At 70.3% G+C, this 20,256-nt stretch carries 16 protein-coding genes; 5 read left to right on the forward strand and 11 right to left on the reverse strand.

Annotated features, from left to right (window positions below; genetic code table 11):
* The first annotated feature begins 197 nt into the window (after positions 1–197).
* A complete protein-coding gene (locus JFC09_RS09215) occupies positions 198–1,223 on the forward strand; it encodes a malate dehydrogenase (protein ID WP_198393725.1) in 1,026 nt (341 codons plus the stop codon).
* Positions 1,220–1,840 (forward strand): DUF1990 domain-containing protein, encoded by a 621-nt coding sequence (locus JFC09_RS09220; RefSeq protein WP_198393726.1) that lies wholly within the window; start codon positions 1,220–1,222, stop codon positions 1,838–1,840. Before JFC09_RS09215 ends, JFC09_RS09220 begins: the two co-directional genes overlap by 4 nt.
* Before the next feature lie 10 nt (positions 1,841–1,850).
* Here JFC09_RS09220 and JFC09_RS09225 read toward each other — a convergent pair whose 3' ends face one another.
* Positions 1,851–2,684, reverse strand: coding sequence for an aminotransferase class IV (locus JFC09_RS09225; RefSeq protein ID WP_198393727.1), 834 nt, complete (start codon positions 2,682–2,684; stop codon positions 1,851–1,853).
* A 40-nt stretch (positions 2,685–2,724) separates the two neighbouring features.
* Complete coding sequence (gene pabB / locus JFC09_RS09230; protein WP_198393728.1) at positions 2,725–5,019, reverse strand: aminodeoxychorismate synthase component I; 2,295 nt, start codon at positions 5,017–5,019, stop codon at positions 2,725–2,727.
* 158 nt (positions 5,020–5,177) lie between these two features.
* Here pabB and JFC09_RS16440 point away from each other — a divergent pair, with 158 nt between their 5' ends.
* Entirely contained in the window at positions 5,178–6,245 is a 1,068-nt protein-coding gene (locus JFC09_RS16440; RefSeq protein WP_332839718.1) for a 3-methyladenine DNA glycosylase, read from the forward strand.
* A gap of 89 nt (positions 6,246–6,334) precedes the next feature.
* Here the strand turns inward: JFC09_RS16440 and JFC09_RS09240 are convergent, their stop codons facing one another.
* The 7 genes from JFC09_RS09240 to JFC09_RS09270 form a co-directional block, all read right to left on the reverse strand.
* Complete coding sequence (locus tag JFC09_RS09240) at positions 6,335–8,338, reverse strand: FAD/NAD(P)-binding protein (RefSeq protein ID WP_198393729.1); 2,004 nt, start codon at positions 8,336–8,338, stop codon at positions 6,335–6,337.
* On the reverse strand, positions 8,338–9,330 hold the full coding sequence (locus JFC09_RS09245; protein WP_198393730.1) for an LLM class flavin-dependent oxidoreductase: 993 nt from the start codon (positions 9,328–9,330) through the stop codon (positions 8,338–8,340). The genes JFC09_RS09240 and JFC09_RS09245 overlap by 1 nt, the downstream gene beginning before the upstream one ends.
* Positions 9,331–9,490: 160 nt before the next feature.
* Positions 9,491–10,942, reverse strand: coding sequence for an NtaA/DmoA family FMN-dependent monooxygenase (locus tag JFC09_RS09250; protein WP_198393731.1), 1,452 nt, complete (start codon positions 10,940–10,942; stop codon positions 9,491–9,493).
* Positions 10,939–12,855: a dipeptide ABC transporter ATP-binding protein gene (locus tag JFC09_RS09255; protein ID WP_198393732.1), complete on the reverse strand. Its 1,917-nt coding sequence runs from the start codon at positions 12,853–12,855 to the stop codon at positions 10,939–10,941. Before JFC09_RS09255 ends, JFC09_RS09250 begins: the two co-directional genes overlap by 4 nt.
* Entirely contained in the window at positions 12,852–13,799 is a 948-nt protein-coding gene (locus tag JFC09_RS09260; RefSeq protein WP_198393733.1) for an ABC transporter permease, read from the reverse strand. Before JFC09_RS09260 ends, JFC09_RS09255 begins: the two co-directional genes overlap by 4 nt.
* On the reverse strand, positions 13,796–14,809 hold the full coding sequence (locus JFC09_RS09265; RefSeq protein ID WP_198393734.1) for an ABC transporter permease: 1,014 nt from the start codon (positions 14,807–14,809) through the stop codon (positions 13,796–13,798). Before JFC09_RS09265 ends, JFC09_RS09260 begins: the two co-directional genes overlap by 4 nt.
* The gene (locus JFC09_RS09270) at positions 14,809–16,431 is read right to left on the reverse strand and encodes an ABC transporter substrate-binding protein (RefSeq protein ID WP_198393735.1); all 1,623 of its coding nucleotides are present in this window, start codon (positions 16,429–16,431) and stop codon (positions 14,809–14,811) included. The genes JFC09_RS09265 and JFC09_RS09270 overlap by 1 nt, the downstream gene beginning before the upstream one ends.
* Before the next feature lie 679 nt (positions 16,432–17,110).
* On the opposite strand from JFC09_RS09270, the gene JFC09_RS09275 reads away from it, so the two are divergent.
* Together JFC09_RS09275 and JFC09_RS09280 are read left to right on the forward strand one after the other, a co-directional pair.
* Complete coding sequence (locus JFC09_RS09275; RefSeq protein ID WP_198393736.1) at positions 17,111–18,160, forward strand: alcohol dehydrogenase catalytic domain-containing protein; 1,050 nt, start codon at positions 17,111–17,113, stop codon at positions 18,158–18,160.
* A 185-nt stretch (positions 18,161–18,345) separates the two neighbouring features.
* On the forward strand, positions 18,346–18,510 hold the full coding sequence (locus JFC09_RS09280) for a hypothetical protein (protein WP_198393737.1): 165 nt from the start codon (positions 18,346–18,348) through the stop codon (positions 18,508–18,510).
* A 152-nt stretch (positions 18,511–18,662) separates the two neighbouring features.
* Here JFC09_RS09280 and JFC09_RS09285 read toward each other — a convergent pair whose 3' ends face one another.
* Together JFC09_RS09285 and thyX are read right to left on the reverse strand one after the other, a co-directional pair.
* The gene (locus tag JFC09_RS09285; protein WP_198393738.1) at positions 18,663–19,403 is read right to left on the reverse strand and encodes a maltokinase N-terminal cap-like domain-containing protein; all 741 of its coding nucleotides are present in this window, start codon (positions 19,401–19,403) and stop codon (positions 18,663–18,665) included.
* A gap of 6 nt (positions 19,404–19,409) precedes the next feature.
* The gene (thyX, locus tag JFC09_RS09290; RefSeq protein ID WP_198393739.1) at positions 19,410–20,195 is read right to left on the reverse strand and encodes an FAD-dependent thymidylate synthase; all 786 of its coding nucleotides are present in this window, start codon (positions 20,193–20,195) and stop codon (positions 19,410–19,412) included.
* Positions 20,196–20,256: the final 61 nt, after the last annotated feature.

The raw sequence follows: 20,256 nt of genomic DNA on the forward strand, positions 1-20,256 counted from the left end.
CTGGCGCAGTGACAGACACAATGACCGACGCAGCATCACCGGCACAGCATTCGCCCCGACGCACCCTGCGCATCGCGCATCTGAGAGCGCGCGTCTCGCCGCTGTAGAACGCGAGTCTCGCCGCTGTCGTGCGCGGCAGCTCGTCCGGCACACGTGCGTAGTGTGGGAGTGACACCGAACCGATCAGGAGGTCGTCCATGACCCGCACCGTCGCTGTCACCGGAGCTGCCGGAAGCATCGCCTACGCGCTCCTCTTCCGTCTTGCCGCCGGCGAGGTCTACGGCAAGGAACCCGTCCGCCTGCGCCTGCTCGAGGTGCCTCAGGCCGTCGACCGGCTGGACGGTGTCCTCATGGAGCTGGCCGACTGCGCGTTCCCCGCACTCGTCGACGTCGTCGCGACGACTGACCCGGACGAGGCCTTCGCAGACGCCGACGCCGCGCTGCTCGTGGGCGCCGCACCCCGGCAGGAGGGCATGAACCGCGCCGATCTGCTGCGTGCGAACGGCGAGGTCTTCCGCACCCACGGGGCGGCGATCGGCCGGGCTGCGAAGGCGGATGTGCGCGTAGTCGTCGTCGGCAACCCTGCGAACACGAACGCGCTCATCGCCGCGCACCACGCTTCGCTCCAGGACCGCGAGGACGGCCGGCGTATGGACCCCGCCCGCTTCACGGCCCTCACCCGCCTGGACCACAACCGCGCGATGAGTGCGCTGGCCGCGAAGATCGACGCACCCGTCGGCTCGATCGAGCGGATCACGATCTGGGGCAACCACTCGAACACACAGGTGCCCGACCTCACCGATGCGCTGGTGGACGGTCGTCCCGCACCCGAGGTCGTCGCCGAGGTGTGCGACGGTCCCGCCGCCGCGCGCGACTGGGTCGCCGATGACTTCATCCCCGCCGTCGCGAACCGGGGTGCGGCAGTCATCGCGGCCCGTGGGGCGTCGTCGGCGGCCTCTGCGGCCTCAGCCGCTCTCGACCACCTGCGCGACTGGACCTTCGGCACTGACGGGGTGCGGGTGTCGATGGCCGTGCGGTCCTCCGGCGAGTACGGCGTGCCCGAGGGCCTCGTCTCGTCCTTCCCGTGCACGGTCGAGGCCGACGGCTCGTACCGCGTCGTCGAGGGGATCGAACTGGACGCGGACCGGCGAGCACGCATCGACGCCTCCATCGCGGAGCTCGCCTCCGAACGGGACGAAGCGGCGGGCCTCGGCTTCCTGTGACCCGTCACGGAGGGGGCACCGGCGTCCGCCTCCTGCCCCTCGACGCCGCCGAGGCCCTGGCCGGCTCCCCGCTGTCCACCCACCTCACCAGCACGGACGACGCCGTCCCGCCCGGTCACAGGCGTCTCGTCACCAGCCGGTTGCTGGTGCGACGGGACTTCGACGCGGCAGCGGACGAGCTCCTGCGGTGGAGGATGCACACGGGCGCGGGGCTGCGCGTCGCAGCCTCTTCCGAGCGCGCGGCCGTCGGGACGGTCGTGCGGCTGACCCTGTCCAGGTTCGCGCGTGGCCCCGGCCTCCACGTCGCATGCAGGGTGGTCGACGTCATCGACGAGGAGCATCGGAAGGGCTTCACGTACGCAACTCTTGCAGGCCATGTCGAGTCCGGGCTGCAGACTTTCACGGTGCACCGGGGGCGGTGCGATGCGGACAACTCACTCCGACAGGGAACAGACAGCCGGACTCCGCACGGAGCGGACAGCCCGGTCCGGGTGTCGGTCGTCTCCGTCTCTGCGCCGGCGCACCCTCTGCTTCGGCGGGTGGGGCCCGTACCGGTCTGGGCACAGCGGATCATGGCGGCCCGCTACTGCGCGGCGATGGACCGGGAAACCACCTGAGACAGGCGGCTCAGACGGTCAGTGGTTTCGCGGCCCGGTCCCACCAGGCACGCCACTCCTCCAGACGCCCATCGTCGACCGCACCGGCGTCGGCCGCGACGCCGCTTCCCCGCCACGCACTGACCGACCGGATCCCGTGGAGGGCGTTCGTGAGCCACACGTCGTGCTCCTGGAGTTCGCTGCGGGTGATCCGGCGCGCCTGCACCGTGATGCGCCGCTGTCGTGCTTCTTCGACGACGAGGCCTGCCGTAACTCCGCCGAACACGGGTGAGCCCGCGTGCGGTGCGCACAGGGTGTCCCCCTCCCACCAGAGGATGTTCGAGTTCGCGGCCTCCACGACGGTCCCCTCCGCGTCGGTGAGCAGCACCTCGTCCGCGCCGAACGAGCGCGCCTCCTCCCGGAGGACCCCCAGGTACGGCAGATCGGGTCCCTTCACTCGCGGGTGCTCGCGCGGGTCCACGTCCTGCGGGTCCCAGACGACCACAGATCGCCCGCGCTCCGGAGCCGGACGGACACGCAGCCTGAGTGTGTCCGTGAGTTCGACGCGGGGAAACCAGTCGCCGGTCGCAGGGATGAGCGCCGCGAGTGCCGACCAGAAGCGGTCCTCGTCCACCGGGGTGATGACCTCCGGGTCCTCCACCATGTCGATCGCCCCGCCGCAGGCGCGCGTGAAGCGACGGCGGTGGCGCGAGAAGGCGCGGGCGGCTCCGTCGGTCACGAGCCACGAATCGGCGACGAGGGGGACCACGTCGGCGTCTGCGCGCTCCGACGGATCCACCACCGGTAGGAAGGAATCCTCACCCAGGTCCCATTCCCACACAGTGGTCGTGTCGCCAGCATTCATGGAGCCCTCCGATACGTACTGTTGAGTCACCCTCGCGATGCTACCTGTTTCGGAGCACTTCTGCGCTGCTGTGCCCTCGTTGTTCCAGCAGGCGCAGGAGCGGGCCGGCCTTCACGACGGTCTCCTCGTATTCCTCGACGGCGCCCGACAGTGCGACGACCGCCCCGCCCACACCGTAGGAGAACCGCCCCTGGGAGGCGACGAGCGTGCGGATGACGACGCTCAAGTCCAGCGACCCGGTCAGGGAGAACCAACCGACCGCACCGCTGTACACACCCCGGGGCCCCGATTCCAAGCCGTTGAGGATCTCCATCGTCCGCAGCTTGGGTGCCCCCGTCATCGATCCCGGCGGGAACGCGGCACGGACGCACTCGACAGGGCTCGCGTCGTCCGCGAGCTGCGCGGTCACGGTGCTCACGAGCTGATGGACGCTGGCGTACGACTCCACCCCGAACAGCGTCTCCACCTGTACGGACCCCGTGCGGGCCGTGCGTCCCAGATCGTGGCGCACGAGATCGACGATCATGAGGTTCTCGGACCGGTCCTTCTCCGAGGTGCGGAGGTCGTCGATGAGGGCGGCATCCTCGGCCGCGTTCCTGCCCCGCGGTCGGGTGCCCTTGATGGGGGACGACTCGACACGGCCGGTGGAGTCGATGCGGAGGAACCTCTCCGGCGACGTGCTCAGCACGGTGGCACCCGGCAGTCGCAGGTAGGCGCCGAACGGCGCCGGATTGTCCTGCCGCAGGCGCAGGTACGCGTCCCACAGCGGATCATCCACGCGAGTCGGACGACGAGGAGCGCGGGGCTCCCCCGCAGAGGCGAGCGCGTCGACCGGCCCTTCGATCCTGGTGGTGAGGCACACCTCGTACGTCTCGCCGTCGCGGATGAGGCGCTGCGCTTCGCGCACCCGCTCGATGTACTCCTCCCGCGGCAGCAGCGCGGTGAGGCCGGAAGCCGCTGCATGCGGGTCCGCTGCATGCGACGCAGTCGCTGTCTGCGGGGCCTCGCCGTGCAGGGCCGGCCATGTGTGCGGAGGTTCCTGGCTCGCGTGCTCCCGCCGCTGCCGCTGCTCCGGCGGCAGTGCGTCGGCGCGTGCGACCACCGCCGAGGTCGTCTCCGTCCACGCATCCGCCTCCCCCGGGTGAGTGGCCGGGTCGAGGGCGAGTAAGTGGGCGGTCCCCTCGAGGGAGTCGAGGATGATCGCCCGGTCGAGGAACACGAGGGTCGCGTCCGGTGTGGGCGCCTGGTGTGCCGCCGAGGATCCGCACTCGGTCTTGAGCTCGTAGCCCAGGTACCCCACCCAGCCGAGCCCGAAGTCGAACGGCAGGTGCGCGGTGGCGGCGGACGGTACACGGTGCCGTCGCAACTCCGCTGCGAGCCAGTCGAAGAAGCCGCTGTCGACGGTGCCGACCTGCGCTCCCGGCCCGGTGAGGGTCACCGTCCCCGCGGTGACGTCTGCTTCCGCGATGCGTCCCAGCGGTCCCGTCGGTGCCCCCATGATCGAGAACCGGCCACGGTCGTCGCCGGGCAGGTTCCCGTCGAGCCACACGGCACAGTCGTCGTCCCCGTGCAGCGTGTCGAACAGCGCGGCGGGGTCACCGGTGAACGGCACGGTCCGGGTGAGCAGGGGAAGGTGTGGCAGTTCCTCCGACTCCGGTTCCGACGCCGGATCCGGGGCCGGCTCCGCAGCCTGCGACCGGTCCGGTCCCGACTGCGGGTCTCCCCCGGATACCGCGCGCACCGGCGCTCTGCTCTGATGCTCCCTGGTGAGCCGCGCGAAGTTCGCGAGCAGCGTCTCCCCGTGGTCGGTGAGGATCGATTCGGGATGGAACTGGACTCCCCACAGAGGACGCTCCCGGTGCGCGATCCCCTGGACGACACCGTCCTCGGAGCGGGCGGTCACCGCGAGGGGCGAGGCGACCTCCGTCACCGCCATCGAGTGATATCGCACCGCGTCGAAGGGCGACGGCAGTCCTTCGAAGAGTCCCTCCCCCGCATGAGAGATCGCGGACACCCTCCCGTGGCGAGGATCCGGCGCGTGGCCCACCCGCGCACCGGCGGCCAGGGCGATGCTCTGGTGCCCCAGACAGATCCCGAGGACGGGGATGCGGGAGGTGGCGATGACCTCGGCGCAGATGCCGATGTCAGTGGGGTTCGCGGGGGTGCCGGGGCCTGGGGAGAGCACCACGTTGTCGACGTCGTCCAGAACTGAAGGGGCCCACCGGTCCCAGTCGTTCGGGACGAGGACGGGAGGCCGGCCGTTGACCTTCGCGAGGAGGTGGAAGAGGTTCTGGGTGAACGAATCGTAGTTGTCGATGAGGAGAGTGCTGATCATGATCGGTCTCCCTCGTGCATGGTGCGATTCTGCCCGGGCCTGCGCGAGAGCGCCACTCGTCCCGTGCAGCTGGCGCGGCTCCTCCGTCCCGTGCGGTTCGTGCAGCTGGTGCGGCTCGTGCAGCTCGAGGCACTGTGTGCGCCGCCTACACTTGTGGGGTGTCATCCCCGTCCGTCCTCACCGTCCTCACCGCCGCCGAGGCCGCAGACCGCGCCGCTGCCCACGCAGCCGCCGTGCACGCACGCACCTCCGCCCACCTGCACCGCCGCGCCCGCGGTGAGAAGCATCCCGTCGAGGACTTCCTCTACACCTACTACCCGTTCACCCCGGGTCAGCTCGCGACATGGCACCCGGGTGCGGGATTGGCGGTGCGCGTAGGTGACACGGATGCAGTCGGCAGCGCGGGTACCACGACCCCTTCGGTCGGGAGCGGCACGTCCCACGTGCTCGAGGACGTCACGACTCATGTGGCCGGGTCCGACAGTGCTGACGCAGTCGGGGCCGACAGCACTCACGCGGTCGAGGACGACACTGCCGCGTTCGTCGAGGCTCTCGCCGGCCGGAAGTGGTACCGCACCGATGGCTCGACCGTCACACTCGACCTTCCCGCGTGGCACGCGGCCCGCGGCGACGGTGCCCGGTTCATCCGGGATCTGCTGGAGCGGACGCTCAACCGGGAGGGGACGTTCGGCTGCTTCGGCCTCCACGAGTGGGCGATGGTCTACAAGCAGACGCCCGACGAGGTACGACACGACGATGTACCGCTGCGGCTCACCCACGCGCAGACGGACCAGGTCGTGGAGGGCCACCGGATCCGCTGCTCCCACTTCGACGCCTTCCGCTTCTTCACACCGGATGCGAAGCCGCTCAACGAACTCTCCCCGGAACGTCAGACCATGCGTGAGATGGAGCAGCCCGGCTGCCTGCACGGCGGCATGGACCTCTACAAGTGGGCGATGAAGCTGGGGCCCATCGTCCCGTCGGAGGTGACGCTCGACGCGTTCGACCTGGCGTCCGACATCCGGGTCCTCGACATGGAGGCGAGCCCCTACGACGTGCGCGACTGGGGCTACGGGTTCGTTGCGATCGAGACCCCTGAGGGCAAGGCCGAGTACGTGCGCAGGCAGAGGGAGTTCGCCGCACGCGGCAACGAGATCCGGCGCAGACTCATCCACGCGATCGACGCAGTCTTCGAAGGCGGTCCTCCCGCACCGGGACGGGCATAGGCGGCGCAGCACCATGAGGTCGCCTCGGGTGGGCAGCACCCTGACGCTGACGCACCCGGACATCGGTATGTCGCACCCTCACCGCATGCTCAGAGGTGCACTGCGTCACGATCACGGATTCGCAGCACCTGGCGCAGTTCGTCCGCGATCCGGGCATTGTCCGGGAAGACACGGGCGTCGATGCCTGGTCGCGTGAAGGCCTCCGGTGTGGAGGCGGCGACCGACGGCCCCACGAGGAAGAGACCCGTGTGTGCCTTCCCGTCCGGGGCCACCGCACGACCGCGGGCGTCCGCGATGAGCTTCGCCGCGTCCCCGCCGTCCGTTTCCAGCAGCAGTTGCCCGCCCTCCACGAGCCCTCGCAGCAGGGGGTCCGTCGCACGCGCCGCACTCACCGGGGCCAACCGTGCATCGATGAGCCACCGGGTCCTCACCGTGTCCGGGTGGACAGCGCTCGTCGCGACGAAAGCGGGACACTCGGGGTCCACTCCCACTCGCACGTCCGCGCCGAGGAACCTCACGATCCCCGCCCGATGCAGCGCGAGCAGGTTCTCCAGCCTCTCCGGTGGCGGGCCGGAGGCGATGTAGGAGAAGAGACCGTGCAGCCGCCCGTCGATCTTCCGGCTGCGGTCCGACGGGGTGAACAAGCCTGCCGCGACGAGTCCCCGCGTCACGTAGTAGGCGGACACGAGCGCGAAGAACACGGCGGAGTCCTGTGAGAACGAGGGGTTCGCCGCCCGGTCGATCTCCGCGCGGGTATGTGCGGCCACCGCATGGTCGAACTCCTCACGGGATCCGAAGAGGGCATCTGCGAACGGCCGGTCCAGGTGTGAGAGATCGAAGCGGTCCTGCGGGTCCGGCACTGTCGCCTCCGCGAAGCGCACCCACTCCTCCCGCTTCACTGCGGCATCGGCCGTGTCACCCGAGGCGAACGCGGAGTGCCACGCCGCGAAGTGCTCGAGGAAATCCTGCGCGGTGGCCGTCGTGCGACCGGTGTACCGGGTGGCCAGCTCCACGTAGTGCGCGGTGGCGAGCTCCGCCTCCAGCAGCGGGAACAGCACGTCGTCGGCGGACACTGTCCCGTCGTCCCGCACGAGACCCCGCACGGTGTCGTCCGTGAGCCACCGCGTCGGACCGATCGCCAGTCCCTCCGGCCTGTACCCGAGCTTCGACTTGTAGGGCACTCCCCTCCGCGAACCCACCCACAGGGTCGGTTCCCGCCCTGACGGGCGATAGATGAGCGGTCCGTCGATCGACCCGTCAGGTGTGCCCTCGAACACGCCGCCGCGCGATTCGGTCAGCAGCATCATCGCGTCGATGAACGCCAGTCCCATACCGCGCACCAGCACGTTTTCACCTGCGGGGACAGTCGACAGATCGATGTCCGCGGTGTAGCCCGGCGCGATGTAGCCCAGACCGTGCTCGTCCGCGGACGACAGGAGCGTGTGCGTCTCCTCGTCAGGTTCCACCTCGAGGAATCCCTGCGCGAGCACGAGCACGTCCGCAACGACCGATTCGGTCCGCCGCGCCGTGGGCGCGGCGCCACCGCCCGTCGCTCCGGTCACTGGATCGACACGTGTCGGCGCCGTCGCCAGGTTGCCCGGAGCGTTCTTCGCATAGCGCACGAGGTGCTTCTCACCCCGTGCCTCCGCCGCGACCGCCAGTCCCCGCACAGCCATGACCGTGAACCCGTCCGGCAGCGACTCGACCGCGCGGTCGAACGCCCACGCCAGGTAGGCGGACTGGACCCTGCGCGGTGCGAAGTCGCCTGCCCGCAGGCCGCGCGCGGGTGCACCGAGGTGGGTGAGATCGCGAGAGCCGGCCCATTCGGCGAGGCTGGGCCCGGTGATCGGCGGGTGCGGCACGGACGCATCCGCGTCCGGGAAGATCGTCACGTCCTCCGCGAGCGAATTCATCCACAGCACCCGGGCCTGATCGTGTCGCCAGATCCGCCCGCCCCCGGGTGGGAACGGGTCGATGACGACGATCTCCACGGCGGGTGGGAACGCAGTGCGATCCGCGCGCGCATGCGCGGCGAGCGCGAACAGCAGCCCCGTCGTCTTGGGGCCGCCTCCCACGAACACGATCCGGGACATCAGGAGTCCCCCGACCCCTCCGCCTGAGGTGCCGCAACCGGCGGAACTGCAGCCGGAGAGACCGCAGCCGGGGAAACCGCCGACGAGCCTCCGGTCGCCTCCTCCGCCTGCGCCGGCTCCTCCTGCACCTGCGTGACGAACGCGTGCGCGTCCCCCGGGGTGCTCAGCTGTGGCACCTCGCTGAGGACGACGACGCTGCGGCCGGCATGGGCCGCCCGGGTGCGCAGTGTGTCGGGGGTGAGCCCGGCCTCGGCGGCTGTGCCCGTGACGATCACGACGTCGGCGACGCGAGCGGCGGCGTCCGCGGACTCCGGCGAATCCACGGTGACGACGGTGGGCAGTTCGCCCTGCGGGGGTCTCGGCACGATCGACGGACCCTTGACCGTGAACTCCTCCCCCACCGAATCGGTGCCGGAGAAGTCGACATAATGGACCTTCTCCCGGTCGAGGAAGCGCGCGGTCTCCTCGTCGCGGATCTCGGCGTCCGGTTCCCACGACGTCCACAGTCGGGTGACGACGTCGTCGATCTCGACGGCCTCCCGCCAGGCCTGGGCAACGGGGGCTGCGGAGCGGCGGCCCACCAGTCGCGCTTCCTCCTCCGTCGTCTGGACGACGGGCGACCAGCCGCCGCGGGCACGTGCCGCGAAGTCGAGTGTCGCGGTGCCGGTCGCGGCGTGGAACGGCTCGTTGTGGGTGACCGGCAGCTCCGGAACGAGCAGCGCGGTCGAGGTCGCGGGGCCCAGCCAGGCGGCCGTCGTGAGTGCGTCGGATCCGGAGGTGAAGTCATCGCCGAGGACGATGAGCGTGACCCCTGCGGCCTCGAGTGCGGTCACCGCGTCCCGCAGCGCGGACGGGTCCGTCCAGGCGGCCGGCGCGAAGCGCACGGCGCGGGTGGCGGAACCGGCGGCGAGCGCGGGGTGGGTGTGAGCGTGCGTCTGTGTCGACGCGGACGCAGATTCCTGCTGCGGGACGGCGCGGGGCGCTGCGGTCATGGGAGTACCTCCAATGCGAGTGGGGTGCGTGCACCACGTGTGTGTGCATGGGCTGTGTGTGCATGGGCTGCACGGCGCGGGTGAGTACCGCGTGGGTGTGCGCGGGGTGGGGGGCACGGCGCGGGTGCGCACGGGGGGGTGGGGCTCGTGGGGCGGGGTGTCAGACACGGACGGGCTCCTTCGGTGCGTCGGCATCCGCACGCACCTCGCTGCCCGTCCGCGTGTCCCCGTCCTCAGCCCGTGCGGCCGCGGGGTCGCGCTCTGCGGCGGCGTCGCGGCCTGCCTGCCAGTCGGCTTCGGGCCGGTGTGATGCGAGGCCGAGGTTCTCCCGCAGCGTGGTGCCCGGGTAGGCGTCGCGGTAGACGCCGCGCTCCTGCAGTTCCGGCACGACCCGGTCGACGAACTCGTCCAGACCTCCCGGGGTGATGTGTGGGACGAGGATGAAGCCGTCGGCCGCACGCTGCTGGATGTAGTCGTTCATCGATTCCGCGACCTGGCCCGGCGTGCCGATGAACGAATGGCGGGCGGAGACCTCGATGACGAGCTCCCGGATGGACAGCCCCTTCGCCTCCGCCAGGTCCCGCCATGCCTGGGCGACGGGACGTGGGTCCTGCACATGGCGGACGCGGCCGCGGGTGATGTCCGCGTTGTCGAAGTCCGGATCGACGTCCGGCAGCGGTCCGTCCGGGTCGTACGCGGTGAGGTCCCGACCCCACAGCTGCTCGAGGAACGCGATCGCCCCGGGGCCCGACACCTGCTGGCGGCGGATGTGCGCGGACTTCTCCTGCGCTTCCGCCTCCGTGTCGCCCAGTACGAAGCTCACGCCGGGGAAGATCTTGAGGTCCTGTTCCGACCGGCCGAACCGGGCGAGCCGGCGAGTGATGTCCGCATAGAACGCCTTGCCCTCGTCGAGCTCCGTGTGCCGCGTGAAGATCACGTCCGCGGTGCCGGCGGCGAAATCACGGCCGTCGGGCGAATCGCCAGCCTGGAAGATCACCGGGTGCCCCTGCGGGCTGCGCGGCAGCGGATACTCACCGCTGATGTCGAAGAAGTCCGACGTGTGGGAGAAGGCGCCGCCGGTGGAGTCCGTGCCGGATTCCCAGAGGCGCCGCGCGGTCGCGACGAAGTCGATGGCCCGCCGGTAGCGGTCGTCGTACGGGAGGAAACCGCCGCGACGGAAGTTCGCACCGGTGAACGCGTTGTTCGTCGTGACGACGTTCCAGGCGGCGCGACCGGCCGACAGGTGGTCGAGTGTGCCGAGCTTCCGGGCGAGGTCGTAGGGCTCGTTGAATGTCGCGGAGAAGGTGCCGGCCAGCCCCAGGTGCTCCGTCACCTGGGCGACGGCGGCGAGCACGGTCGCGGTCTCCGGGCGTCCGACGACGTCGAGGTCGAACACCTCCCCCTTGTGCTCTCGCAGCCGGAGCCCTTCCGCGAGGAAGAGGAAGTCGAAGAGGCCCCGCTCCGCGGTCTTCGCGAAGTGTGCGAATCCGTCGAACTCGATGTGGGACCCGCCTGCCGGGTCGGACCACACCGTGGTGTTGTTGACGCCGGGGAAGTGCGCGGCGAGGTGGACCTGGCGCCGGTCGTCGCCGGAAGAGGTGTGCGTGGTCATCGTGCTCCGTTCGTGAGGCTGTGGGCGTGGGTGAGGCTGTGGGCCCGGGTGGGGTCGTCGGGGCTGGTGAGGTGGTGGGAGAAGCCGCAGCGGTCGGTGGGTGTGCGTGATCCGGGGACGGCGGCCACGAGGCTGCGGGTGAGTTCCGTCTGCGGGTCGTCGAACACGGACGCGGCGGGGCCGGATTCGACGATTCGTCCGTCGGCCATGACGAGGACCTCGTCCGCGATGTTCCGCACGACCGCGAGGTCGTGGCTGATGAAGAGGTACGTCAGCCCCAGCCTGTCCTGGAGGTCGAGCAGGAGGTCGAGGATCTGTGCCTGCACGGACACGTCGAGCGCGGAGACCGGCTCGTCGAGCACCAGCAGGTCCGGGTCGCTCGCCAGTGCGCGTGCGAGGGTGACGCGCTGCCGCTGGCCTCCCGACAGTTCACGCGGAAGGCGGTGGGCGACGTCTGCGGGCAGGGCGACGAGGCTCAGGAGCTCCTCGACCCGCGCAGTCCGGGCCGCCTTCCCGCCGAACAGTCGGAACCCGCGCAGGGGCTCCGCGATCGACTGGGCGACGGTGAAGCGGGGGTCCAGTGCGGCGGTCGCGTCCTGATGGACGAACCGTGCGCGGCGCGACAGGACACGCACACGCCGGGGCAGGGTCGCGAGTTCCTCCCCCAGCACGGTGCCCGTTCCGGTGTCCGCCGGTTCGAGCCCCAGCAGCAGGCGCGCCGTCGTCGACTTCCCGGATCCGGATTCGCCGACGATGCCGAGCGTGCGTCCCGGCCGGATGATGACATCGACATCCGCGACGGCGGCGACCGCCTGCGTGCCGGTGCCGAAGGTGCGGGTGAGCCCGGACACCTGGACGGCCGGGGCCCCGGAGGCTGTGTCCTCCTGGACGGCCCGGAGCCGCGGTGCGTCGGTGAGGCCGGGAGCGGCGGCCAGCAGCTTCTGCGTGTAGGGGTGCTGCGGTCGGCTCAGCACGTCGTCCGCGGCACCCGCCTCGACGACGCGCCCGGCTTCCATGACGAGGATCCGGTCTGCCCGGTCCCGGGCGATGCCGAGGTCGTGGGTGATGAGGACGAGGGCCGCCCCCCGTGCGGCGACGAGGTCCTCGAGCAGGTCGAGCACCTGCTTCTGCACCGTGACGTCGAGGGCGGAGGTCGGTTCGTCCGCGATGACGAGGCCGGGGTCACCGGCGATCGCGAGCGCGATGAGCACCCGCTGGCGCTGGCCGCCGGAGAACTCGTGCGGGTGCCTGCCCGGGTGGTGGTCCGGGTCCAGCCCGACCGCGGCGAGCACCTCCCGCATCCGTGCTCGGGCCGCGTCCTTCGCGAAGCCGTGGACCGCGAGCACCTCGAGGATCTGCGAGCCGACGGTCCGCACCGGGTTGAGACCCGAACCGGTGTCCTGCGGGACGTAGCCGATCCGCGTGCCGCGCACCCCGTGCCACGCCCGGCTGCCGGCTCCCCGCATGTCCGTGCCGAAGACTGTGTGCGTCCCGGTGGACACGTCCGCCGAGGTCCCCAGGAGCCCGGCGGCGACAGCGGCCGTCGTCGACTTCCCGGATCCCGATTCGCCGACGAGGACGACGGTCTCCCCCGCCTGCACCTCGAGGTCGACACCCGTCACCGCGGTGACCGGCCCACCTCGCGACGGGAAGCGGACCGTGAGGTCGGTGAGACCCAGCGCGACCGGACCATCCGCAGCGGGGCCCGGGTGGGCGGCCGCCTGGCCTTCCGCGTGGGTATCCGTACGAAAGGCCGCGCCCGAGGTGTGGGTCGTGGGACGGGCCGTGTCACGTGTCGTGGTGGGCACCTCGGCGGTGGTCCCCGGCACGTCGGTGACCGATACGAGCGAGCAGCCGGTGAGCGCCTGCTCCGCCTGCTGGGATGCGGCGAAGAGGATCGGTGTGGAGGTCATGACAGTCTCCTTCCGGAGCCGATGGAACGGGCGATGCGGTTGACGGACAGGACGACGCCTGCGATGACGAGGCCGGGCAGGGTGGTGAGCCACCAGGCGCTGGCGAGGAAGTCACGGCCCTCGGACACGAGCAGGCCCCATTCGGGCTGCGGCGGCGGGGCGCCGTAGCCCAGGAAGCTCAGCGCGGACACCGCGAGGATCGCGGACCCGAACTCCAGCGCCGCGAGCGCGAAGACCGGCGCCACCGCGTGGGGCAGGACGTGACGGCCGATGATCTCCGGCGTGCGGATGCCGCTCAGACGTGCCGCCTCGACGAAGAGGGTCGACCGCCAGCGCAGCACCTCGCCGCGGGCCACACGGGCGAACGCGGGGATCGAGGCGAGCGCGACGGCGAGCGCGATGTTGACGGAGCCGAAGCCCAGAGCCACGACGACGGACATCGACAGCAGCAGGCCGGGGATCGACTGGAGCACGTCGATGAGACGCATGACGACCGCATCGACGCCTCGGCCCAGGAATCCAGACACGACACCCAGCAGGGTGCCTGCGCCGAACGCGATGAGGACGGCGATCGCGGTCGTCCCCAGCGAGGCGGCGGCCCCGTGGACCACCCGGGACAGCACGTCGCGTCCCAGGTGGTCGGTCCCCAGCAGGTGGGCGGTGCTGGGCGCCTGCAGCCTGTCCGCGGGTTCCCCCATGAGCGGGTCCTGCTCGGTGAACAGGTCGGGGACCAGCGCCCACGCGATGACGATCGTCAGCACCACCGCGGCGAGGACGAGTCCGGGCGCGCGACGGAAGGCGCGAAGGACAGTTCCGGCGATTCCGTTCCGCGTGCGACGGTCGGCCGGCACCGGCAGGATCGACGGAGTGGTCGTCCGGGCGGTCACGGAGGCGGTTGCCGAGGTGGTCGTCGGGGTGGTGCTCGTCCTGACACTCGTGCTCATGCCGACACCTCCTGTGCAGCGGTGGGCGCCACCGGCCTCGCCGTCCGACGGGACGACGGTCGAGCAGCGGGACGGGTGCGGGGGTCGACCAGCGGGTACAGCAGGTCCGTCACGAGGTTGACGACGACGAACACGAGCGCGGAGAACACCACGATCCCCTGCACGAGCGGGATGTCCTGGCTCGAGACTGCGCTTTCGGCCAGTCGACCGAGCCCGTTGCGGGTGAACACGGTCTCCACGACGACTGCGCCGCTCAGCAGGTTGCCGGTGAGGACACCCGCGATCGACAGCAGGGACAGGCTCGCCACCCGCAGCGCGTGGGTGAGGAGGAGCCTGGTCCGTGCGAGCCCGGCGGCCCGGAACGTCGTCACGAACTGCTCCGCCCACGCCCGGTCGAGTGCGGTGAGGAGCACCTGCCCGATCATCGCGCCCAGCGGCAGCGCGAGCGTGATCGCGGGGAGGACGAGGCCCAGGAAGCCGTCCGCGCCGAGCGCGGGGATCCACCCCAGACGGAACGAGAAGACCTGGAGCAGGAGCAGGCCGACCCAGAACGTCGGCATCGCGACGCCCAGCCCGGGCAGCCCTGCGAGGATGTTCCGCAGCGTGGGGCGCTGGGTGCGCACCGCGATGATCGCGAGTGCGGTGCCGCCCACGACTGCGAGCGCGAGGGCCGCGGTTGCGAGCCCCAGCGTGCTCGGCAGGGACTGGACGATCGCCTGGACGACGGGCATTCCCGTCGCGTACGACGTGCCGAAGTCCAACCGCAGAGCCCCTGAGAGCGCGAGCGCGTACTGCACGAGGAACGGACGATCGAGGTGGTGCTCCTCCCTCACCGCCTGGATCTGCTCCGGGGTCGCGGTCGACTGGTCGGCCCCGCCCAGGATGATTGCGACCGGGTCACCGGGGAGGACGAAGAGCACGAGGAAGCTCAGTGTGTAGGCCGCCCACAGGACGATGGCACCGTGGCCCAGCCGGCGGAGGATGAGCACCGCGGTCGGTGTGATGCGCATCAGTCCTCACCCGCCAGCCACGTGTCGTAGAACTGGATGCGGGAGGATGCCTCGAAGTGGAAGCCCTGCACGTCGGGGCTCGTCGCGACGACCCCCGACAGTTCGACGAGGGGGATCGAGTACCCCTCCTCGATGAGTGCCGTGACGGCCTCTTCTGCGAGCGCACCGCGCTCGTCGGGATCCGTCGTCGCGGTCGTCCGGTCGAGGATCTCGTCGACCTCCTCGGGCTCCCGGTTGTTCACATTGCGGCCGTTGGCGTCGAAGACGGTGCGGAGGATGTCGACGTCCGACCGGGTGAGGTTGTAGAAGTCGAACGCGAGGTCACCGGTCTCCTGCACCGCCCGGTGCTCCGCGATCGTCTTCTTGTCCAGCTGCAGATCGATGCCCACGGTGCGCAGCTGCTGCTGGACCAGCTCCAGGAAGGGTGCGGTCTGCCAGTAGCTGAGCGCGATGGTGAGGGGCTCGCCGTCCTTCTCCCGGATGCCGGTCGACTCGTCGAGTTCCCACCCGGCGTCGTCCAGCAGCTGGGCGGCACCGTCCGGATCGTGCTCCAGGAGGTGGGAGAGGTCCGTGTAGTGCGGTGTCGACTGGGCGAGGGTCGACGTGGCGGGCGACTGGTGCGGGGACAGGACGGTGGCGAGCTCGTCGCGGTCGATCGCCTTGTTGATCGCCTGGCGCACCTCCGACTCGTCCGCGATCGGCTGTCCGACGTTCGGGAACAGGTGGTAGACGACACCCGGGTTGGGGCGGGAGACGATCGGGAAGCCGGAGGACTCGAGCACCTCCTCGTCCTGTGGGAGGACCGCCGTGTCGATGTCGATCTGGCCCGACGACAGGCTTCCGTTGCGGACGGTCGCCTCCGGGACCACCGTGATCTCGATGCCGTCGAGGTGCGCCGGCCCGTCGTGCTGGGCGAGCGAGGACGGCCACCCGTAGTCGTCGTAGCGCGACAGTGTGACGGAGTCGGCCTGCGTGAAATGGTCGAGGGCGAACGGCCCGGTGCCGACGATGTCGCCCATGCACCGCTCCTCCGGGGTCTTCTCCAGGGTGTCCGGCGCGTAGAAGCCCAGGATCATCGTGGAGGTCGCCTGGAGGAATTGGGCATTCGGTTCGTCGAAGGTGACGGTGACGGTGCGGTCGTCCGGAGTCTCGACCGAGCGAAGCCCCGCGAGGTACGACGACCCCTGCGTCGCCTTCGCACCCAGGTCGATGATCGCGTCGAAATTCTCTTTGACGGAGGCGGAGGTGAACTCCGTCCCGTCCTGGAAGGTGACCCCGTCGCGCAGGTGGAAGGTGAAGGAGGTGGAATCCTCGTTCACCTCCCAGGACTCCGCGAGCCACGGGACGATCTCACCCGTCTCCGGGTCCTGATCCGTGAGGGAGTCGGTCACCTGACGCGCCACGTTGAGAGCGGTGTTGTTGCCGACCTGCTGACCATCGACGCACTCCGGGTCCACGTCGTAGGCGACGCGCAGCACGCCGCCGGACACGGGTTCGCCCACGTCCTGGGCGGAACTCGCCGCACCCTGGCATCCGCTCAGCAGGACGAGCGAGGCCAGGGAGGCGACTGCGGCGAGCGGCAGCGCGAAGGTGGAGCGAAGAGACGTGGGACGTCGGGACATGAGGTGTTCTCCTGTGGCGGATATGGCCCGGCCGGTGCCGGGAGAGGAATGGGTGGAATGGCGATGGACGGCCCGAAGCCGACGGCGGGACCCGGGCTGGGCGATTGAGGTCGGAACCAGCGGTCGGAGCCGGAGATCGGAGCCGGGGGTGAGGTGACGCGCAGGAGCCCACGGACAGTGTTCGGCGCACAAGATCTGAGGCGCTGCCTCTGACACACGGAGCTCGGCGCGCCGGTCCGGCGCAGCGGTCCCGGAGCTGGGGAGGGAGTGCGTGTTCCGGCGTGCGCGCAGGGTTGCCCGAGGATTCCGACTCAGTCGGAGGGAATCGGATCAGCGAGCCGGGTGGAGAGTGCGGTGCCGGTCAGTGAGGGCGGGGTGACAGCGGACGGCGTGAGCCGTCCGACATGTGACGGTGCGAACCGTTCAGCTGGTCCCGCGGACGCACGGGGCAGGGCAACAATCGAGGGCTTCGAAGCGGGCGGAGAGTGCCCATGCCTGCGAGTTCCTGAAAGCGATCATCGTTCGTCCTGTCGTTGTGCACTCGGGTCACGTGACCCGAACCACCACTGACAGTAGCCCGTCCGGGAACCGGTGTGATCGCGCTCGTAAGAGTCCGTCACACGGCGTCGCATCCTGAGACACGGAGCTCGGACCGTGGCCGTTCCGTAGAATCCCGATCATGCGCGCAGTCCTCTATGAAGCCTTCGGCCAGCCACCGTCCGTCGTCACCGTCGACCCGCCGACCCCACCGGACCACGGTGTCGTCATCACCGTGGAGGCGACCGGGGTGTGCCGTTCCGACTGGCACGCGTGGTCGGGGCACGACGACAGCGTGTCCGCGCCCCATGTGCCCGGTCACGAACTGGTCGGTCGCATCGTGCGCGCCGGCGCGGGTGTGACGGCGTTCTCCCCCGGCGATCGGGTCACTGTCCCGTTCGTCTGCGGATGCGGGACGTGCGAGTTCTGCGTGTCCGGGAACGCACAGGTGTGCCCCACGCAGACACAGCCCGGCTTCACCCACTGGGGGTCGTGGGCGGAGGAGGTCGTCATCCACCATGCCGACGTCAACCTGGTGTCCGTGCCGGAGGACCTGCCCGCCGAGGCCGTCCTCCCCCTGGGCTGCCGGTTTGCCACCGCGTTCCGCGGGCTGCACGACCGTGCGCAGCTGCGAAGCGGCGAGGTCGTCGCCGTGTTCGGCTGCGGCGGTGTGGGCCTGTCCGCGGTCATGATCGCCCGCGCGATCGGAGCGGAGGTGATCGCGGTGGACATCTCCGCCGACGCGCTCACGCTGGCGGAGTCGATGGGCGCCGGCGCCGCCGTCGACTCGACCGGACTCACCGAGGCCGAGGTCGCAGACCGTGTCCGCGTGGCCGCCGCTGACCTGGGCACGGCCGACGGCCCGCATGTGACGGTGGAGGCGCTGGGCGTCGACAGCACGCTCAACGCCGCCCTCCTGTCGCTGCGGCCGCTGGGCCGCCACGTCCAGATCGGGCTGCTGGCGGCCCGTCCGACGACAGCGGTTCCGCGCATCATCTCCCTGGAGCTCAGCCTGCTGGGGTCCCACGGGATGGCGGCCGGCGACTACGCTCCGCTGCTCCGCCTCGTGGCCGACGGTCGCCTGCGGCCCCAGGATCTCGTGACGCGCACCATCGAACTCGACGAAGCGCCGGCCGCCCTCGTCGGTCTGGGAGAACCCGGAGCGGCCGGTCTCACGATCATCAGGCCATGAGACCCGCAGACCGCGGCGTGAGACTGGTCCGTCTTTCGACATTACGGTCGCGTAACAGCGGAGGCGCCCGGCGTAACGCTCCTTTCGTTTCTGAGAATCATTTTCTACAGTAGGGGGGAGTGAAGGACGCAGGCGGCCGCTCCCGGTGATCGCAGTGCCCTTCAGACGACACGAAAGGGCTGCACATGGATCTCCCGCAGATCGCAGGAATCGTGCTCGCGCTGATCGCCGCCGTCCTCGTCGTCGGAGGCGTGGCAGGCTTCGTGACGACCGCTGTCAACAGGACGCTGCAGCGCCGTCGGCAGGACGCACACCGCACGAACGCCACCCACGCGACCACCGCGCACTGATCAACTGGACACAGAAAGGGTGCCCCTCCCGAGGGAGCGGCACCCTTTCCTGCTGCTCGACGTCCTGACGTGTGGAGCGATGGCACCGGCCGCGCTCGACGAGAGCCGAGAGCACTGACCCGCCCGATCGCCCCTAGCGGACGATGCCGCCCCTAGCGGACGATGCGCGCCAGCACGACGGGCGATTCCTGGCCGTCCCACGTGGCGACCAGCTGACCGGCGTCCACCACTGCGGAACCGAGGTCCGCCGCACCGGCTCCCGGCAGCCCGCCGTCCGTGTCCAGCACCTCCACGAGTTCGATCGCCGTCCCGCGCAGACGGGTGACGGTCTTGCCCCCCGCGCGCTCGACGGTCGGGAGCACCGAACCGTCCGCCTGCACCTCTTCGTCCGCACCTCCGGACACGTCCCGTGGATCGGGCATATCCACGGGGTCCGATGCGGGGCCTGTCCCCCGGACATTCGCCAGCCCCTCCGTGAGGAGCGATCGACTGCCGTCGTCGGCAACGGCGAACTGCTGTGCGGCGCTCCCCGCGTCGGTGATCGCCAGAAGCAGCTCTGTCACGTAGATCGGGTCGTGCGCCGCGTCGTACACCCAGCGGTCACCCAGCACCGAATGGTCCATCGTCGTGACGAGGGCCTCCTGGCGCGCGCCGTCGAGCGGTGCACCCCGGTACGTCAGGGGGACCTGGACGACGAGGTCGCGCCGATCCGGCAGGGTCACGGCCACGATGTGGGTCTCACAGCCCACTTCGCCGGCCGGGTCATCGAAACGGAACGACGTGAGCATCCGCACGTCCTCCGCCGTGATCGCGGTGCTGAACCGCACGGTCAGGAGCGCGGCGACCGCCTGGGGCTTCGTCGGGCTCAGGTCCGCTGCGAAGATGTCAGACATAGATGATCACGCCTTCCGGGTGCCCGGCAGCCATGCACCCTCCTCCACCGAATAGTCCGCGAAGATCGCGGGCGCCTCCTCCTTCATGATCTCCCCGATCTTGCCGAAGACCAGGCGGATCTCCTCCTCCGCACCCGGCGCCGTGCGCATCTCGATGACGTGACGCAGGGAGCGGAGGTTCGCGGTGTAGACGATTCCGGTGCCCAGCCCCTCCGGGGCGAACCGACGCATGAACGACGTCATGTGCTTCTTGTGCGAGAACGCGGTCCCCTCCTCGTCCAGCTTGAAGTGGGACGCCATCCACTTCTGATGCTCTTCGAGCGTGTCGAGCACCTTGAGGGAACGCTCCATGAGCTCCTCGTCCTCCCGTGCCCAGTCGGGGAACCAGAACGGCACCTCCTCGAGCCGGACGTATCGCAGCGACTCCTGCGAATAGGCACAGCCTGCCCGGTGCCTGATGAGCTCGTGCGTCAGCACGCGCGACACGTTGTGGAGGATGAAGGTGAAGTTCGCGTGCTCGAGCACGGAACCGTGCTGTGAGCCGATCACATTGCTCAGGTACGCGGCGGAGTCCGTGCGCACGCGGGAGACGTTCGGGTTGAGCCCGGGCTCCCACGAGCGATAGCACATGCGACCGGCGAACTCGAGGAGGTCCTCGCTGTCCGGGGACTCCGAACTCTGGACCCGGTCGGACCACGAACGCCCTCCCACCTCGTCGAGATAGGAGTCGATGGCCTCCCAGTCGATCTGGGGCTTGGCGATGAGCGAGACTGCCGGTTCGACGTGGCGCACTTCTGTCCTTCTTCACGGGGTCCGGGACATGGGGGCACGGCGATGTCGCCGCCCCTTCCGA

Source organism: Brevibacterium yomogidense (assembly GCF_016107685.1).
In the GTDB taxonomy this organism is placed as follows: domain Bacteria; phylum Actinomycetota; class Actinomycetes; order Actinomycetales; family Brevibacteriaceae; genus Brevibacterium; species Brevibacterium yomogidense.

What these genes read in the sequence shown, in the direction of transcription:
- pabB (WP_198393728.1), bottom strand. Translation starts at nt 5,019, where the DNA reads ATGATCAGCACTCTCCTCATCGACAACTACGATTCGTTCACCCAGAAC.
- JFC09_RS09245 (WP_198393730.1), bottom strand. Translation starts at nt 9,330, where the DNA reads ATGACCGCAGCGCCCCGCGCCGTCCCGCAGCAGGAATCTGCGTCCGCG.
- JFC09_RS09225 (WP_198393727.1), bottom strand. Translation starts at nt 2,684, where the DNA reads ATGAATGCTGGCGACACGACCACTGTGTGGGAATGGGACCTGGGTGAG.
- JFC09_RS09215 (WP_198393725.1), top strand. Translation starts at nt 198, where the DNA reads ATGACCCGCACCGTCGCTGTCACCGGAGCTGCCGGAAGCATCGCCTAC.
- JFC09_RS09285 (WP_198393738.1), bottom strand. Translation starts at nt 19,403, where the DNA reads ATGTCTGACATCTTCGCAGCGGACCTGAGCCCGACGAAGCCCCAGGCG.
- JFC09_RS09270 (WP_198393735.1), bottom strand. Translation starts at nt 16,431, where the DNA reads ATGTCCCGACGTCCCACGTCTCTTCGCTCCACCTTCGCGCTGCCGCTC.
- JFC09_RS09260 (WP_198393733.1), bottom strand. Translation starts at nt 13,799, where the DNA reads ATGAGCACGAGTGTCAGGACGAGCACCACCCCGACGACCACCTCGGCA.
- JFC09_RS09275 (WP_198393736.1), top strand. Translation starts at nt 17,111, where the DNA reads ATGCGCGCAGTCCTCTATGAAGCCTTCGGCCAGCCACCGTCCGTCGTC.
- JFC09_RS09250 (WP_198393731.1), bottom strand. Translation starts at nt 10,942, where the DNA reads ATGACCACGCACACCTCTTCCGGCGACGACCGGCGCCAGGTCCACCTC.
- JFC09_RS09265 (WP_198393734.1), bottom strand. Translation starts at nt 14,809, where the DNA reads ATGCGCATCACACCGACCGCGGTGCTCATCCTCCGCCGGCTGGGCCAC.
- JFC09_RS09255 (WP_198393732.1), bottom strand. Translation starts at nt 12,855, where the DNA reads ATGACCTCCACACCGATCCTCTTCGCCGCATCCCAGCAGGCGGAGCAG.
- JFC09_RS09240 (WP_198393729.1), bottom strand. Translation starts at nt 8,338, where the DNA reads ATGTCCCGGATCGTGTTCGTGGGAGGCGGCCCCAAGACGACGGGGCTG.
- JFC09_RS09280 (WP_198393737.1), top strand. Translation starts at nt 18,346, where the DNA reads ATGGATCTCCCGCAGATCGCAGGAATCGTGCTCGCGCTGATCGCCGCC.